Source organism: Methylocystis sp. SC2 (assembly GCF_000304315.1).
In the GTDB taxonomy this organism is placed as follows: Bacteria; Pseudomonadota; Alphaproteobacteria; order Rhizobiales; family Beijerinckiaceae; genus Methylocystis.
The window spans coordinates 2353328-2367846 of record NC_018485.1 but is presented as its reverse complement, the minus strand read 5'-3'; the positions used below and the strand labels follow the sequence as shown (position 1 = coordinate 2367846).

Below are 14519 nucleotides of genomic sequence, written 5' to 3'. Positions count from 1 at the left end.
AGCTCGACGCTTTCTCGCCACTTTTTTGACGCTCTATGGCCGCGGCGGCAGCTGAGTCGGCGCCGCAACGTCGAGGGGGGACACATGACCAATCGTCGACCCTGTGTTAACGGCATTCTCGCTGCGGTCCTGTCCGCCAGCGTTATTCCCCTTCACGGCGCGCTCGCGCAGGAGAAAACGCCGACCGCACAACGGCCGGCCGTCAAACTTCCCGCCTCTTTGCCGGTGAAGAACGAGATCTCTGCGGGAGAGGCGGTCAAACCGGAGGAAAAGGAAGCGGCCGACGGCGAATGACGCCGCAATTTTTTAGGATTCGCTAACCAGTTCGTCAAACAGTCGATAACTGCGCGAATTCCGTCATGAAATGACCGCAGCGTAGGCGTGGCGGCGACCCAACTTCATCACCGTTGACCGGCCAGATGCCTGCGGGGCGGGCCGGTTGATTCGGCGGGGGCTCTCACTTCGAGGGGACCATCCAGTGATGAATCAGCGATCCTGCGTGAACGGCATATTGGCCGCCGTGCTATCGGCAAGCTTCCTTCCCATTCACGGCGCGCTCGCCAAGGAACAAAGATCCGCCAACGCGCCCGGCGCCGCGAAACATGCGGCGAAGAAGCCGGCGAAGCCGCCGGCGCCGAAGCAGGACGCAAACAAACCGACGCCGGGTGACGAGGAAGGCGCGGGCGACAAGCCGTAGCGAGCGTCCTCGCGCATCGCTAATAATCGACAGCTACAAGGTAAAGACCGTGCGGCGGCGCGACCTGTCCGCAGCGCGCACGGTCTTTCGCGTGAAGCGCCAGCGCAAGATCCTCGACGCGCCACTTGCCGCTGCCGACATGCTCCAGCGAGCCGGCCATGGAGCGCACCTGATTGTGCAGGAAGGAGCGCGCCGAAGCGACGATCTCAATGCGCTCGCCATCGCGGCGCACGTCGAGACGCTCCAGCGTGCGCATCGGCGAATTCGCCTGGCATTCCGAGGCGCGAAAGGTCGTGAAGTCGTGACGGCCGACGAGAGACTGCGCCGCGTCATGCATGGCTTGCGCATCGAGCGGCCGCTTGACGTGCCAGGCGCGGCCAAGGTTCAGCGCCAAAGGCGCGCGGCGATTGTCGATGACATAGAGATAATGGCGGCGAATGGCGGAAAAGCGCGCCTCGAAATCCTCGCCGACCGCGCGCGCGGCGAGCACCGCGATCGGGTCCGGCTTCAGATGCGCATTGATCGCGTCGCGCAGCCGGTCGACGCGCCAGTCGCGCGCAAGATCGACATGCGCCATCTGCCCCCGCGCATGCACGCCGGCGTCGGTGCGGCCCGCGCCATGAACGACGGCGCGCGCGCCGCCATTGATCGCGGCCACGGCCTCTTCGAGGCGCTGCTGCACCGAAAGGCCATTCGCCTGCCGCTGCCAACCGACGAAAGGCCCGCCGTCATATTCGATCGTCAGCGCGAAGCGGGGCATTCAATGCGCTCGCGCATGGCGCAGCCTCACCTCCCCCTCGAGGGGGGAGATCGGGCGCCGAAGGCGCCCGGGTGGGGGTGACGGCCGAATGAACGTGGAGTTCACCCCACCCCGGCCCGCTTTGCGGGCCGACCCTCCCCCTCGAGGGGAGGGTGATAGGCGCACGTCGCCCATCAAAATCATGCCAACGCCACGCCGCGCGTCAGCTTACGGCCGCGCGCGAATTCTTCAAATTCCATTTCGCCCTTGCCGGCGCGTTGTACGCGTAGCAGCCGCAGCGCGCCCGCGCCGCTGGCGATGAGGCCGGCGTCGTCGAGCGCGGCGCCCGGCGTTCCGGTCCCCTCCTCGATGCGCGTGCGCAAAACCTTCACGCGCTCGACGCCATGGCCGAGATCGGCTTCGAAAAAAGCGCCGGGAAAGGGCGAGAGGCCGCGCACGAGATCGTGGAGGTCTTGCGCCGATCGGCGCCAATCGATCCGGGCTTCAGCCTTTTCGATCTTGCGCGCATAGCAGGCGCCGTCCTCGGTCTGCGGCGTGAAGCGCAGTTCGCCTTTCGCCAGCAGATCGAGCGCCTGGGCCATCAGCGGCGCGCCGAGTTCCGCGAGTCGGTCGTGCAGCTCGCTCGCCGTCATCTCGGCGCCGATCGGCGTTTTCGCCGTCAGGGCGACGGGGCCGGTGTCGAGACCCGCCTCCATCTTCATCACCATGACGCCGCTCTCGGCGTCGCCCGCCATGATCGCGCGCTGTATCGGCGCGGCGCCGCGCCAACGCGGCAGCAGCGACCCATGCAGGTTGAGGCAACCGTATCGCGGCGCGTCGAGGATCGGCTGAGGCAGCAACAGGCCATAGGCGGCGACGACGGCGACGTCGGCGTTGAGCGCCGTGAACTCCGCCTGCGCCTCGGCGCTCTTGAGGCTTTTCGGCGTGCGGACGGGAAGGCCGACGCTCTCGGCCAAGAGGTGCACGGCGGACTTCTTCTCCGCCATGCCGCGTCCCGCGGGCCGCGGCGGCTGCGTATAGACCGCGATGACCTCGTGGCCCCGTGAGACGATTTCGGTCAGCAGACGGGCGGCGAAGTCCGGCGTGCCCATGAAGACGACGCGCATTCTATCGCGCAATCGTCAGGCTCCGGCTTGTTCCGACTGACGCTCCATGGCGGCGCGATGCTGGGCGGCGATCTCGTCATGGCGCGCCGCCTTGTTGAACTTCTTGACCACGCGCTCGCGCTTCAAGCGCGAGAGATGGTCGATGAAGAGCCCGCCTTCGAGGTGATCCAGCTCATGCTGCACCACCGTCGCGAGCAGCCCTTCGGCGTCGAATTCCTGGACCGCGCCTTCGCGGTCGAGATGGCGCACGCGCACCCGCGCCGGCCGCTTCACGTCCTCGAAATAGTCGGGCACGGACAGGCAGCCTTCCTGATAGACGCTTAATTCTTCCGACGCCCAGATGATTTCCGGGTTGATGAGGAAGAGCGGCGCGCGCGTCTCCTCGGTCTTGCCGATATCGACGACGACGATGCGCTTGGCCACCGCGACCTGGATCGCCGCGAGGCCGACGCCGGGCGCCTCGTACATCGTCTCCAGCATGTCGTCGAGCAGACGCCGCACCTCGTCGTCGACGCGGTCGACAGGTTCGGAAATCTTTCGCAGCAGCGGATCCGGAAGGGTGATGATCGGCAGAATGGCCATTGTATTTTCGCCGTGGCTCTTTGCGTTTCCATGAGATAGGCGCGACCGGCGCGTCCGTCAAATCGAAAGCGAGCCGCGCGCCTTTGCCTAAGCGCCAAAGGCGGCTAACATGCAGGGCCAAAATGATCGCCGCCGCGCGGAGCGGCGCGGCGCCTGGAGAGCGCGCGCCATGTCTTTGCTGATTTTTCTGGGCCTCGTCGCCGCCGTCGCCTTCTGGCTGGTCAGCGTTTACAACGGCCTCGTGGCGTTGCGCCAGCGCGGCAAGCAGGCCTTTTCCGACGTCAATGTGCAGCTCAAGCAGCGGCACGATCTCGTGCCCAATCTCGTCGAGACGGTGAAGGGCTACGCCACCCATGAGAAAAGCACGCTTGATGACGTGGTCAAGGCGCGCAACGCCGCGGTGACCGCGCAGGGTCCGGCGCAGATCGGGGCGGCCGAGGGCGCGCTGACCGGCGCGCTCTCGCGGCTGATCGCGCTGTCGGAAGCCTATCCGGATCTGAAAGCGAACCAGAACTTCCAGCAGCTGCAGAGCGAACTTTCGGACATCGAAAACAAGATTTCCGCGGCGCGGCGCTTCCTCAACAATACCGTCGCCGAATACAACGCCACGCGGGAGGGCTTTCCCGGTTTCCTGATTGCGCAACGCTTCGGCTTCGAACCGCTCGACTATTTCGAGTTGGACGAAGCGCAGCAGAAGGCGATCGAAACCCCGCCCAAGGTGCAGTTCTAAGGGGTGTCGACGTGCGTTGTCGGTTGCGCCTTCTCCCCTTGCGGGAGAAGGTGGCCCTCGCTTAGCGAGGGTCGGATGAGGGGTGAGTAGAGGAACCGAAGCAAATCATGTCCCGCATTCCACGAAACGTGATGTTGCGCTTGGCGAAGGTTCAGCGCGCCAATGCAGTGAAAGCGGAGACGATTATTTGGCGCGCTTTACGCGCGCGCAAAGAGCAACTGAAATTTCGCCGTCCAGTTCCGATAGGCGACTATATCGCAGATTTCGTTTGTTTCGAGCGCCGGATTGTCGTCGAGGTCGATGGGCCATCGCACGCCAGTGAAGAACAACAGAAGCGCGATAAAGCCAAGGAACGTTGGTTCGGCGACCAAGGCTTCTTCCTTTTGCGACTGGAAAATGACCTCGTGATAGGCTCACCCGAACTCGCGGTCCAAAAAGTCATGGAAGCGGCGAAGCGAACTCCCCCTCATCCGGCCGGCTCCGCCGGCCACCTTCTCCCGCAAGGGGAGAAGGTGGGCCCCTAAATCTTCGCAACGCGCCGGCAAAGCAAGGCTATTCGATGTTCAAAGCCTACGGCCTTTATTCCCACATTCGCGCCAACGAACTGCGCTCCGCCTTTCTGCTCGCCGGCTTCGTCGTTCTGCTTCTTGCGCTGATGTTCTCCTTCGCGCTGCTGATCGAGGCGATGAGCGCGCGGCCCGGCGCCCCTTTCGACTACATCCTGGCGCTTGCATGGGATGATCTGAAACGCGGCTGGCCGATCGGCGTCATCGCGGCGGGCGTCTGGTTCGTGATCGCCTATCTCTTTCATCAGAAGATGATCGACTTCGCCACCGGGGCCGCGACCCTATCGCGCGCCGAATCGCCGCGCGTTTACAATCTGCTCGAAAATCTCTGCATCTCCCGCGGCGTGCCGATTCCCGCTCTGCAGCTCATCGAGAGCGACGCGCTTAACGCCTATGCTTCCGGGCTCAAGGAGGGACAGTACAAGATCGCGGTGACCCGCGGCCTGACGCGCTATCTGACCGACGCCGAGCTCGAGGCGGTTCTGGCGCATGAATTGACCCATATTCGCAACCGCGACGTTCAGCTTCTCGTGATCGCCGTGATCTTCGCCGGCATTTTCGCCTTCGTCGCCGATCTGACGATCCGCCGCTGGAATTTTCCTTTCGGCTTTTCGCCGCATCGCCCCGAAAGCGACAATGGCCGAAGAGGCAATGGCGGCGCGGCGCTCGCCATTGTCATCGCGCTGTTCATCATCGCGTTGAGTTGGGGCGCCTCGGTGCTGATCCGCTTCGCGCTGTCGCGTTCGCGCGAATTCCTCGCCGACGCCGGCAGCGTCGAACTGACGAAGAACCCCGACGCGATGATCTCGGCGCTGCGCAAGATCGAAGCGCATGCGGCGATTCCGAACATGCCCTCGCGCATGCAGTATTTCTTCATCGAATCGCCGGCGCTGCATCCGGAGTTCGGCTGGCTGGCGACCCATCCGAGCGTCGATGCGCGTGTCGCGGCCCTGGTCAAATTCGGCGGCGGCCGGGACGTGTCGGTCGCGGCTTTAGAAGAAGAACGCGAGGCGATCGATGCGCCGCGCGGCGACGAGGCCGCCTTCCTGCCCAAGGACGGACGCCATCCGCTCTGGCCGCGCGGCCCCTGGGGCGCCCGGCGCTGAGCCGCGCGGCGACGCCGATCTTCCCGCGACAGCCATCCAATCCAGCGGCCCAGTGACGCCGTCCGTGCGGCCGCTCCTCAGCGCCTCAGCGCAGGTTCCGAAAAAGTTGACAGACTTTTTCGATGAGAACCTGCTAGCCGGATCGTCCGTTCGGAGAAGTTTGCGCTTCGTAATTACAATAAATACAAAGTAACAACATTTGTCATTACATACATTCCAGAATATATGAATTTTATGATCAATAGATTTGCGCTATACACGGCTCATCGGCAGCGTGTGCTTAGGTAGAATGGCTCTTCAGGCTTTTCTTGGCTTAACCGCTGACTTCATCGTCCAATTCGCGGGAGAGGCGCGGGCATGAGCATCACGGTCATCTTCGGTTCCGACGGCGGCGCGACGAAGGGGGTTGCTTCAAAAATTTCAAAGAAGTGCCAGGGACGGTCTGTGGACATCAAGGACGCCACGATCGACGACTTCGAGAATTGCCATCTGTTGATCCTGGGCTCTCCGACCTATGGCGACGGCACCTTGCAAACGGATTGGGAAGAGAACATCGACAAGCTGCGCAACGCCAATCTGAAGGGCAAAAAAGTCGCCCTGTTCGGCACGGGCGACCAGCAGACCTATCCGCTCTCCTTCGTTGACGCGATGGGCATCCTCTATGACGAGGTCTCGGCGCTCGGGGCCCAGGTGATCGGCTTCACCGAAACCTCCGGCTATGACTATGTCGGCTCCACCGCCGATCGGGATGGCAAGTTCGTGGGCCTCGCCCTGGACCAGGACACTCAGTCCGGCATGACCGAAAAAAGAGTGACCGCATGGCTGAGCCAGTTACTTTGATCGACGAGAGCGCTCCAGCTCCGTCCTCGACGCGCTGTCGCTGCGCCGATGCTGCGCCGGTGCTCCGGCTCTTCCATCACAACATCTACGAATATGGGCGGGGCGTTCGCGGCTTGTTTCTGATGACCCTTAGCCGTCGGGAACTGGAATTGACGCTCGGCAAGCTGGAAAGGCAAGGCATCCATCACTTCGTCCAGGAGCTCAATCCGGTCAAGGTGAACCTCTTCTTTGGCCGGCCCGCCTTCGTCGCCGTGGCGCGTTCGATCGTCACGCGTCCGCTCAACGCGCTCACGCCGGAGGAAGACTTCATGCTTGGCACGCTGCTCGGCTATGATCGCGAGCAGCAGTGCCGCCGCTTTCTCACGCGTTCGGGTCGAGACATGCCGGAGGACCTGCCTCTGGCGGCCGAATGATGGATCGGGCCGGGGCCAGGCCTGATCAGCCGGCCGCGTTGGAGGGCGCCTGAGCGACCCGCGCCTTAAAAAATGCAATCGCTTTCGCCCGCGACTGGCGCGCTTCGGGGAGAAAGCTCATCAGCTGCCAGGCATGCGGCACGCAAGGCCAGATCTCGAGCGCCGCCTCGACTCCCGCCTGCCGCGCGCGCGCGACGAGCCGCGTCGAATCATCTCTCAGCACTTCGTCCGCGCCGACGTGAACGAGCATTGGCGGCAGGCGGGACAGATCGGCAAAGATCGGCGACGCGAGCGGATTTCTGGCGCTGTGGCGTCCCAGCACGGCGCGGGCGCCGAGCAGAATGTCCTTGCGCGTGAACAGCGGGTCACGATTTTCATTCTCGCGCATCGAGGCGCCGGTCGCGGCGAGATCGACCCAGGGCGAGGACAGCGCCGCGGCGACGGGCGGCCGCAAGCCTTCCTCGCGTATGCGCAGCATCAGCGACACCGCAAGCCCGCCGCCGGCCGAATCGCCGGCGATGACGAAGGGGCCCGGCCGCGCCTCGATGAGGGTCCGATAGGCGCGCAAGACATCTTCGAGCGCGGCGGGAAAAACATGCTCCGGCGCGAGCCGATAGGCTGGCGCGAAGACGTCGAAGCCCGCGCGGGCGAACAGGCGTGAAGCATAACGAAATAGCCGCGGCGACCCGATGAGGAAGGCGCCGCCGTGAAGATAGAACAGCGTCGCAATCGCGCTGCCTGAAGCAGGAGTCCAATCGCCAGGAATCTGTTTCGCGAAGGGCGCGCGCCCTTCGGGAGACAGCATTTCGAAGAGCCGCTGGAGGCTGCGCAAAGGCGCCGTCAACGCCAAGATGCGCGGCTTAACGAAACGGCGAAGAAAGGCGACGGTCCGCCGCGTCGCCGCGCTCGCGCCGCCGACGCTCATTTTACGGCGTTCGGCTTCGCCGGCGCGGACGCGCTCGAGAGATAATCGAGCGAGGGATCGTTCAACCCGGCGTCGCGCGACTTATCGCGCCACTCGCGCGCCTCGGCGAGATTGGCCTCGACCCCGAGGCCTTCGGCGAGGATATGGGCGAGGCGGTTTTGCGCGACGGCGTTGCCCTTGGCCGCCGCTTTGCGAAACCATTGCGCCGCCGCGGCGCGGTCGCGCGGCGCGCCGACGCCATTGAACTGGAGAACGGCGAATTCGACCATCGCCGGCGCGAAGTCCAGCTCGGCCCCCCGCCTGAACCACTCCGCGGCTTCGCGCTCGTCCTTTGGAACGCCTCTGCCGGTCTTGTAGAGCACGCCAAGCGCGTAGAGCGAATCCGCGTTCCCCTTCGCCGCGGCGCGGCGGAAATAGTCGTACGCTCTGCCGAAATCGGACGGCGCGCCCTCATTTTCGAGCGCGATCTCCCCGAGAAGATGGAGTGCCGCGGGCTGATCCTGCGCGGCGGCCTTTTCCAGATAGGCGCGGGCGAGCGCGCGGTTCTTCGGCGCGCCGGCGCCATTGAGCGCCGCGGCGCCGTAGAGATAAGCCGCTTCTTTATCGCCGGCGTCGGCGCCCCGCTTGAACCACTCCATCGCGGTCGAGAGGTCGCGCCCCACGCCCGCGCCTTCGAGGTAAAGCTGACCGATAAGGGTGAGCGCGGCCGCGTCCTTCGGATTGGCGGCGATGCGCTTCTTCGCCTCCTTCATCGCGGCCAGATAATCCCCGCGCTGATAGGCGCCGAAGGCGAAGTCTGGCGCGGGCGGCGCATCATTGGCGGCGCGGGCGGCAGGCGCCAAAATGGCGACGATCACGAGCGTCGCGAACAATCGCTCGGTCTTCGCCCTCATCCTGAGGCGCGAGCGAAGCGAGCCTAGAAGCACGAGGGCGAATGGAAATAAAAGAGTGAGCGGCTTCCTCGTCCTTCGAGACGACCCCTTCGGGGCCTCCTCAGGATGAGGAAGCCTTTCGCTCGATCGCCCTCCGGTCACTGCTGTTCTCCCTCAAGCTTCGCCTGCGCCTCGGCCACCGCCGCCGCCGGACCGCGGGCGTCGCGCCATACGGCGTCGTCCAGCAGAACGAAGTCTGCGCCCGCCTGCGCCAGCGGCGCGACATCGTCGAGCGTCGCCGCGCGGGCGACGCAGGGCGTGTTGAACAGCTCCGCCCACCAGGCGACCCGCTCGATGAGCGCTTCGCGGTCAAGATCCGAAAACATCACATAGTCGGCGCTCAACTCGCCCGCGCGCATGGCGTCGTCGCGCGTCTCGATATCGCCGGCGCCGACGATGTAGCGCGGCGAGAGTTTCTTGATGGCGTCGGCAAGCGCTTCGCCGCAGCCGGCGACATGGACGCCGTCCGCGCCGGCGCGCAGCGCGACATTGGGCGCCGCCGCGACAAGAACCGCGACGCCTTTATCCTGCGCGCCGGGCGCCAGAGCGCGCAGGATCGCTTCCTGGCCGCGTTCGTCGGCATCGGCGAAACGAATGAGCAGGCTCGCGACGTCGCCCGCCGCGAGCGCCTCGTTAAGCGTAGGCGCGAAAGCCGCCGCGTCGGCGAGCGGCGGGGTCGCGAGGTAGAGTCGCGGCGCAATATCGTTCATTCGTCCTTCAATCTGTCGAGCCAGGCTTGCGCGGCGGCGCGCACATTGTCGGGCGCCGTGCCGCCGAAGCTCCTGCGGCTTTGCACCGACTTCTCGACGCCAAGCACGTCGCAGACATCGGCGTTGATGCGCGGTTCGACGCTTTGCATCTCCTCGAGCGTCAAATCCTCAAGACCGACGCCGCGCGCTTCGGCGTGCGCGACGATGCGGCCGGTGACGTGGTGCGCCTCCCGAAACGGCAGCGACAGCGCCCGCACCAGCCAGTCGGCGAGGTCGGTCGCGGTGGCGTAGCCCGCGCCCGCCGCCGCCTTCATCCGCGCGCGGTCGACGCGCATGTCGCGGACCATGCCGGCGATGGCGGCGATGCAAAGCGACAGCGTGTCCAGCGCGTCGAAGGCGCCTTCCTTATCCTCCTGCATGTCCTTCGAATAGGCGAGCGGCAGGCCCTTCATGACGACGAGCAGCGCGACAAGCGCGCCGATGACGCGGCCCGATTTGCCGCGCGCGAGTTCGGCGGCGTCGGGATTGCGCTTCTGCGGCATGATCGACGAGCCGGTGGTGAATTTATCGGACAGCGCGATGAAGCCGAACTGCGGCGTCGTCCACAGCACGATCTCTTCGGCGAAGCGCGACAGATGCGTGGCGCAGATCGCCGCCGCGCTCAGCGTCTCCAGAACGAAATCGCGATCGGAGACGCTGTCCAGCGAATTCGCCGTCGGGCGATCGAAGCCGAGCGCGCGCGCCGTCATCGCGCGGTCGATCGGAAAGCTCGTCCCGGCGAGCGCGGCCGCGCCGAGCGGACATTCGTTCAGGCGCGCGCGGGCGTCGCGCAGTCGCCCTCGGTCGCGCGCGATCATTTCGACATAGGCGAGGAGATGATGGCCGAGCGTCACCGGCTGCGCCGATTGCAGATGGGTGAAGCCGGGCATGACGCTTCCCGCCTCTTCCCGCGCGCGGGTCGCGAGCGCCAGCTGCAGATCGGCGAGCTCGACGTTAAGCGCGTCGATCTGATCGCGGATATAGAGGCGGAAATCGGTCGCCACCTGGTCGTTGCGCGAGCGCGCCGTGTGCAGACGCCCCGCCGCCGGACCGATCAGCTCGGCAAGGCGCGACTCGACGTTCATGTGAATGTCTTCGAGCGCGCGCGAAAAATGGAAGCGCTCGTTCTCGATTTCCGCTTTGACTCGCTCCAATCCATCGGCGATCTTCGCCGCGTCGTCGCGCGACACGATCCCCATTTCGCCGAGCATGGCGACATGGGCGAGCGAGCCGCGGACGTCCTGCAGGCCGAGGCGCTTGTCGAAGTCGATCGAGACGTTGATCGCCTCCAGAACCGCGTCGGTTGCGCTTTTGAAGCGCCCGCCCCATATCTTGCTCGTCATTTTATCCCCGGAGCCTGCGCCTGATGTCGAAACCGCCGCCGCCCCCGCGATCTTTCCTGTTTGTCGCGAAGGCGGCCCTGATAACGATCGCGGCAAGCGTGGCGTTTCTATACGTGATCGGCAGCATGGGCGGCAAGAAACCGCCTGAACGCGCGGTGGATGAAGGCGCACCCTCGGGCGCGGCCGATCAGAGCGCCGCTCCGGCCGCCGACGTCAACGCGGCCTGCGCGACATCGGCCAAGATCGCCGCCACGTTGAAGGATCTCGCCAAGGGCGAAGTCGCGGCGATGACGATCGCCACACAGCCTCAGCCGATGCCGGACTACGCCTTCGACGGACCCGACGGCGCGCCGGTTTCGCTCGCCTCCTTCAAGGGCAAGACGACGCTCCTGAATATCTGGGCGACCTGGTGCGTGCCCTGCCGCGCCGAGATGCCGGCGCTCGACAGGCTGCAAGAGGCCTTCGCCGGGCAGAATTTCCAGGTCGTCGCCGTCAATGTCGATACGACCCGTCTTGAAAGGGCGAGGGCGTTTCTCGCCGAGACCGGCGTCAAGTCGCTGACCTATTACGGCGATCCGAAGGCCAACATCTTCTATGAGATGAAACAGTCGGGCAAAGCGCTGGGTCTCCCCACCACGCTGCTGATCGGCCCTGACGGCTGCCAGATCGGGCTGATGAACGGTCCCGCCGCCTGGGACAGCGCGGACGCCAAGGCGCTGATCTCCCGCGCGCTCGAGACGCCTTCGAATTAATCGCAAAGCCGGCGACGCGGCGTGCCGCCTGCGGGGCCGGAGTCCTGTTTTTTCAAAAGGGAGATCGGCGAATGCATGTTTCGATTGAACAGGCGGACAGGGCGATCGCCGCGGCGCGGCGGAAGGCCGTGGAGCTCGGCACGCAGATGTGCATCGCCGTCGTCGATTCCGGCGGCGTCCTGAAGGCGTTCGAGCGGATGGACGACGCCTGGGTCGGCAGCATCGACATTGCGATGAAGAAGGCGAAGACCGCCGTGTTCTTCGGCATGCCGACAGGGCAGATCGGCAAGCTGTCGCAACCGGGCGGACCGCTCTACGGCATCGAGCATTCGAATGACGGGCTCATCACCTTTCCCGGCGGACTCCCCATCGTCGACGCCGACGGCGTGATGATCGGCGCCATCGGCGTCAGCGGTTCGGCCGTCGAGAATGATCATGCGGTCGCGCAGGCGGGCGTCGAGACGCTCGGCGTTTGGGATCTTCCCGAGCATCCTTGGCGCACCTGAACCGCGCGCGTCGGCGCGGCCGTTCAGTGCGGCTTTTTCTTCGGCTTTTTCCGCTTAGCGCCGGTGGTCGCGCCCGGCGTCGCCTGCTGGTCGGACGGCGCCGCGGCCGGCGGCGAAGGCTGCGCCGGCGGGGCGGCCTCCTGCGGTGAAGGCGCAGCGGCTTCGGACGGCGGCGCAACCTGGGGTTCGGGCGGCGGCGCGCTCGGCGTCCCGCTCTCTTGGACGGGCTGCGCATCGGGAGCGGGAGGCTGCGACCGCGAGGCGGCGAACCACCACGTCGCCGCGGCAAGAGTCAAAATTGCGAGCGCCACCAAAAAGGCGATTCCGCCTCCGCTCCCGCCGGAGCGTCGTGGCGGCGGCGGATCGGATGCGGGCCGCGGCGGCGGCGTTTGCACGCTCCTCTTGGTGAGGACCGGCGCGCGCCGCGCAGGCGAATCAGGCGAATCAGGCGACACGGCGCGATACTGGCTCCATACCCATGCGGAGGGCGGCGTCTCGCCGCCGCCTCCATTCCGAGAATCCGACATTGGCCCGTCCTCCAGAGGCGAATCGTCTGCGCCGGCCGCTTGCGCATGTTGCCTCGCCTCGGCGAAGCTCACAAGTGCGCTGGAAGCAGGTCGCGCCGCGCAGGCGACACAAAGCCGGGAAGCGCGCTATCTAGTCTGGGCCTTACCCCAAATCAGAGCGAGATTGTGCATGACCATTAAAGCTGGAGACCGACTCCCCGACGTGAAGCTGACCGTCATGGGCAAGAATGGACCTGAGCCGGTCGTCACGAAAGACTTTTTTGCGGGACGCAGGGTGGCGCTCTTCAGCGTTCCCGGCGCCTATACGCCGACCTGCCACAAGAAGCATCTGCCCGGATTCATCGCCAAGGCGGATGAGATCAAATCGAAAGGCGTGGACGCGGTGGCGGTCACGGCGGTCAACGACATTTTCGCGCTCGACGCCTGGGTGAAGGAGTCGGGCGGCGACGGCAAGATCGAGGCGCTCGCCGACGGCTCGGCGACTTTCGCCAAAGCGCTCGGCGTCGAACTCGATCTGACCGACGCGGGGCTTGGCGTGCGCGGCAAGCGCTATTCGGCGCTGATCGACGACGGCGTCGTCAAATGGATCAATGTCGAGGAGAATTCGAGCGAAGCGACGGTCTCGACCGCTGAAGCGACGCTCGCCAATCTCTAGAGCGCTTCCCGATCGCATGGAATCATGTGATCGACCGGGCGCAGCAGTCGCCGTCTCAGCGCTGTGAAGACTGCATGAGCGCCGCGACGCCCGGCAGCGTCTTTCCCTCGAGCCATTCGAGAAAGGCGCCGCCGGCCGTCGACACATAGGAAAATTTCTGGGCGACATGCGCCTGGTTGAGCGCCGCCACGGTGTCGCCGCCGCCGGCGATCGAGAGCAGCCTGCCCTCGACGGTGAGCCGCGCCGCGGTCTGCGCGACGGCGTTGGTGCCTTCGTCGAAGGGCGGCAGTTCGAACGCGCCGAACGGGCCGTTCCACACCAGCGTCTTGCACGCAGCGAGCAGCGATTCGACATGGGCGATCGATTTCGGCCCGACGTCCAGAATCATGTCGTTTTCGCCGACATGATCGACCGAGACGATATGCGAGGGCGCATGCGCCTCGAATTTTTGCGCCACCGTGGCGTCGATCGGCAGCACGATCTTGCAGTCCGCCGTTTCGGCCTTGACGAGTATCTCCCGCGCGGCGCCGGCGAGATCATGTTCGCATAGCGATTTGCCGACGGCCTTGCCTTGCGCCGCCAGGAAGGTGTTGGCCATGCCGCCGCCGATGACGAGATAGTCGACCTTCGCGACGAGATTGCCGAGCAGTTCGAGCTTGGTTGAAACTTTCGCGCCGCCGACGATCGCCATGACCGGCCGCTGCGGATGGGCGAGCGCCGATTCGAGCGCTTCGAGCTCCGCCTGCATGGCGCGGCCGGCATAGGCCGGCAGTCTGTGCGCTATGCCTTCCGTCGAGGCGTGCGCGCGATGCGCCGCCGAAAAGGCGTCGCTGACGAAAATGTCGCCGTTCCGGGCGAGCGCGTCGGTAAAGTCGGCGGCGTTCTTTTCTTCGCCCTTGTGGAAACGCGTGTTCTCGAGCAAGGCGACGTCGCCGTCCTTGAGCGCGTCGACGATCTTCGCCGCGGCGTCGCCGACGCAGTCGTCGGCGAAGGCGATCTTGCGTTTGAGAAAATGTTCGAGCGTCGGGACGACCTGGCGCAGCGAATCCGCATCGAGGCGCTGGCCTTTCGGCCGGCCAAAATGCGAAAGCAGAATGACTCTGCCGCCTTTTTCGGCGATCTCATTGATCGTCGGCAGCGCGCGCTCGATGCGCGTCGCGTCGGTGACGCGCCCGTCCTCCATCGGCACATTGAGATCGACGCGCAGCAGCACGCGCTTTCCTTTGACGTCGACGTCGTCGAGAGTGCGGAAGGCGGTCATGTCGGGCGTCCAATCGCGGCCTGAAAACCCGAACGCGCACCCGAAGGTCCGCGCCCGGCTGGTGGAACA

At 65.4% G+C, this 14519-nt stretch carries 19 protein-coding genes; 10 read left to right on the top strand and 9 right to left on the bottom strand.

Going from position 1 to position 14519, the window contains the following annotated elements; all coding sequences use genetic code 11:
* The first annotated feature begins 84 nt into the window (after nt 1–84).
* Both BN69_RS11475 and BN69_RS11470 read left to right on the top strand, forming a co-directional pair.
* A complete protein-coding gene (locus BN69_RS11475; protein WP_014891780.1) occupies nt 85–294 on the top strand; it encodes a hypothetical protein in 210 nt (69 codons plus the stop codon).
* Nucleotides 295–481: 187 nt separating this feature from the next.
* On the top strand, nt 482–697 hold the full coding sequence (locus BN69_RS11470; RefSeq protein WP_014891779.1) for a hypothetical protein: 216 nt from the start codon (nt 482–484) through the stop codon (nt 695–697).
* Between the two features lie 19 nt (nt 698–716).
* On the opposite strand, the gene truA is transcribed toward BN69_RS11470, so the two are convergent.
* From truA to def, 3 genes are all read right to left on the bottom strand, one after another.
* A complete protein-coding gene (gene truA, locus BN69_RS11465) occupies nt 717–1457 on the bottom strand; it encodes a tRNA pseudouridine(38-40) synthase TruA (protein ID WP_014891778.1) in 741 nt (246 codons plus the stop codon).
* A 179-nt stretch (nt 1458–1636) separates the two neighbouring features.
* Nucleotides 1637–2563: a methionyl-tRNA formyltransferase gene (gene fmt / locus BN69_RS11460; protein WP_014891777.1), complete on the bottom strand. Its 927-nt coding sequence runs from the start codon at nt 2561–2563 to the stop codon at nt 1637–1639.
* A 15-nt stretch (nt 2564–2578) separates the two neighbouring features.
* On the bottom strand, nt 2579–3145 hold the full coding sequence (gene def, locus BN69_RS11455) for a peptide deformylase (protein ID WP_014891776.1): 567 nt from the start codon (nt 3143–3145) through the stop codon (nt 2579–2581).
* Between the two features lie 169 nt (nt 3146–3314).
* Between def and BN69_RS11450 the strand changes: the two genes are divergently transcribed.
* The 5 genes from BN69_RS11450 (at nt 3315) to BN69_RS11435 (ending at nt 6800) form a co-directional block, all read left to right on the top strand.
* The gene (locus tag BN69_RS11450) at nt 3315–3875 is read left to right on the top strand and encodes a LemA family protein (RefSeq protein WP_014891775.1); all 561 of its coding nucleotides are present in this window, start codon (nt 3315–3317) and stop codon (nt 3873–3875) included.
* A gap of 107 nt (nt 3876–3982) precedes the next feature.
* Nucleotides 3983–4399 (top strand): endonuclease domain-containing protein, encoded by a 417-nt coding sequence (locus BN69_RS18820; protein ID WP_083858739.1) that lies wholly within the window; start codon nt 3983–3985, stop codon nt 4397–4399.
* Nucleotides 4400–4434: 35 nt separating this feature from the next.
* Nucleotides 4435–5547, top strand: a complete 1113-nt coding sequence (locus BN69_RS11445; protein WP_014891774.1) for a M48 family metallopeptidase — start codon at nt 4435–4437, stop codon at nt 5545–5547.
* Nucleotides 5548–5904: 357 nt separating this feature from the next.
* Complete coding sequence (fldA, locus tag BN69_RS11440; RefSeq protein ID WP_014891773.1) at nt 5905–6387, top strand: flavodoxin FldA; 483 nt, start codon at nt 5905–5907, stop codon at nt 6385–6387.
* The gene (locus BN69_RS11435; RefSeq protein ID WP_244434924.1) at nt 6366–6800 is read left to right on the top strand and encodes a DUF2023 family protein; all 435 of its coding nucleotides are present in this window, start codon (nt 6366–6368) and stop codon (nt 6798–6800) included. Before fldA ends, BN69_RS11435 begins: the two co-directional genes overlap by 22 nt.
* 25 nt (nt 6801–6825) lie before the next feature.
* Here BN69_RS11435 and BN69_RS11430 read toward each other — a convergent pair whose 3' ends face one another.
* The 4 genes from BN69_RS11430 to argH all read right to left on the bottom strand — a co-directional run bounded on the left by BN69_RS11430 (nt 6826) and on the right by argH (nt 10749).
* Nucleotides 6826–7725, bottom strand: coding sequence for an alpha/beta hydrolase (locus BN69_RS11430; protein WP_014891771.1), 900 nt, complete (start codon nt 7723–7725; stop codon nt 6826–6828).
* Entirely contained in the window at nt 7722–8618 is an 897-nt protein-coding gene (locus BN69_RS11425) for a tetratricopeptide repeat protein (RefSeq protein WP_051013285.1), read from the bottom strand. The genes BN69_RS11430 and BN69_RS11425 overlap by 4 nt, the downstream gene beginning before the upstream one ends.
* 137 nt (nt 8619–8755) lie before the next feature.
* Complete coding sequence (locus BN69_RS11420) at nt 8756–9367, bottom strand: thiamine phosphate synthase (RefSeq protein WP_014891769.1); 612 nt, start codon at nt 9365–9367, stop codon at nt 8756–8758.
* Nucleotides 9364–10749, bottom strand: coding sequence for an argininosuccinate lyase (gene argH / locus BN69_RS11415; RefSeq protein WP_014891768.1), 1386 nt, complete (start codon nt 10747–10749; stop codon nt 9364–9366). The genes BN69_RS11420 and argH overlap by 4 nt, the downstream gene beginning before the upstream one ends.
* Nucleotides 10750–10772: 23 nt before the next feature.
* Here argH and tlpA point away from each other — a divergent pair, with 23 nt between their 5' ends.
* On the top strand, nt 10773–11501 hold the full coding sequence (tlpA, locus tag BN69_RS11410; RefSeq protein ID WP_014891767.1) for a thiol:disulfide interchange protein TlpA: 729 nt from the start codon (nt 10773–10775) through the stop codon (nt 11499–11501).
* Between the two features lie 71 nt (nt 11502–11572).
* Nucleotides 11573–12007: a GlcG/HbpS family heme-binding protein gene (locus BN69_RS11405; RefSeq protein ID WP_014891766.1), complete on the top strand. Its 435-nt coding sequence runs from the start codon at nt 11573–11575 to the stop codon at nt 12005–12007.
* A 23-nt stretch (nt 12008–12030) separates the two neighbouring features.
* Here the strand turns inward: BN69_RS11405 and BN69_RS19220 are convergent, their stop codons facing one another.
* Nucleotides 12031–12534 (bottom strand): hypothetical protein, encoded by a 504-nt coding sequence (locus tag BN69_RS19220; RefSeq protein ID WP_148277097.1) that lies wholly within the window; start codon nt 12532–12534, stop codon nt 12031–12033.
* A 169-nt stretch (nt 12535–12703) separates the two neighbouring features.
* Here BN69_RS19220 and BN69_RS11395 point away from each other — a divergent pair, with 169 nt between their 5' ends.
* Nucleotides 12704–13189: a peroxiredoxin gene (locus BN69_RS11395; RefSeq protein ID WP_014891764.1), complete on the top strand. Its 486-nt coding sequence runs from the start codon at nt 12704–12706 to the stop codon at nt 13187–13189.
* A gap of 55 nt (nt 13190–13244) precedes the next feature.
* On the opposite strand, the gene BN69_RS11390 is transcribed toward BN69_RS11395, so the two are convergent.
* Complete coding sequence (locus tag BN69_RS11390) at nt 13245–14450, bottom strand: phosphoglycerate kinase (RefSeq protein WP_014891763.1); 1206 nt, start codon at nt 14448–14450, stop codon at nt 13245–13247.
* Nucleotides 14451–14519: the final 69 nt, after the last annotated feature.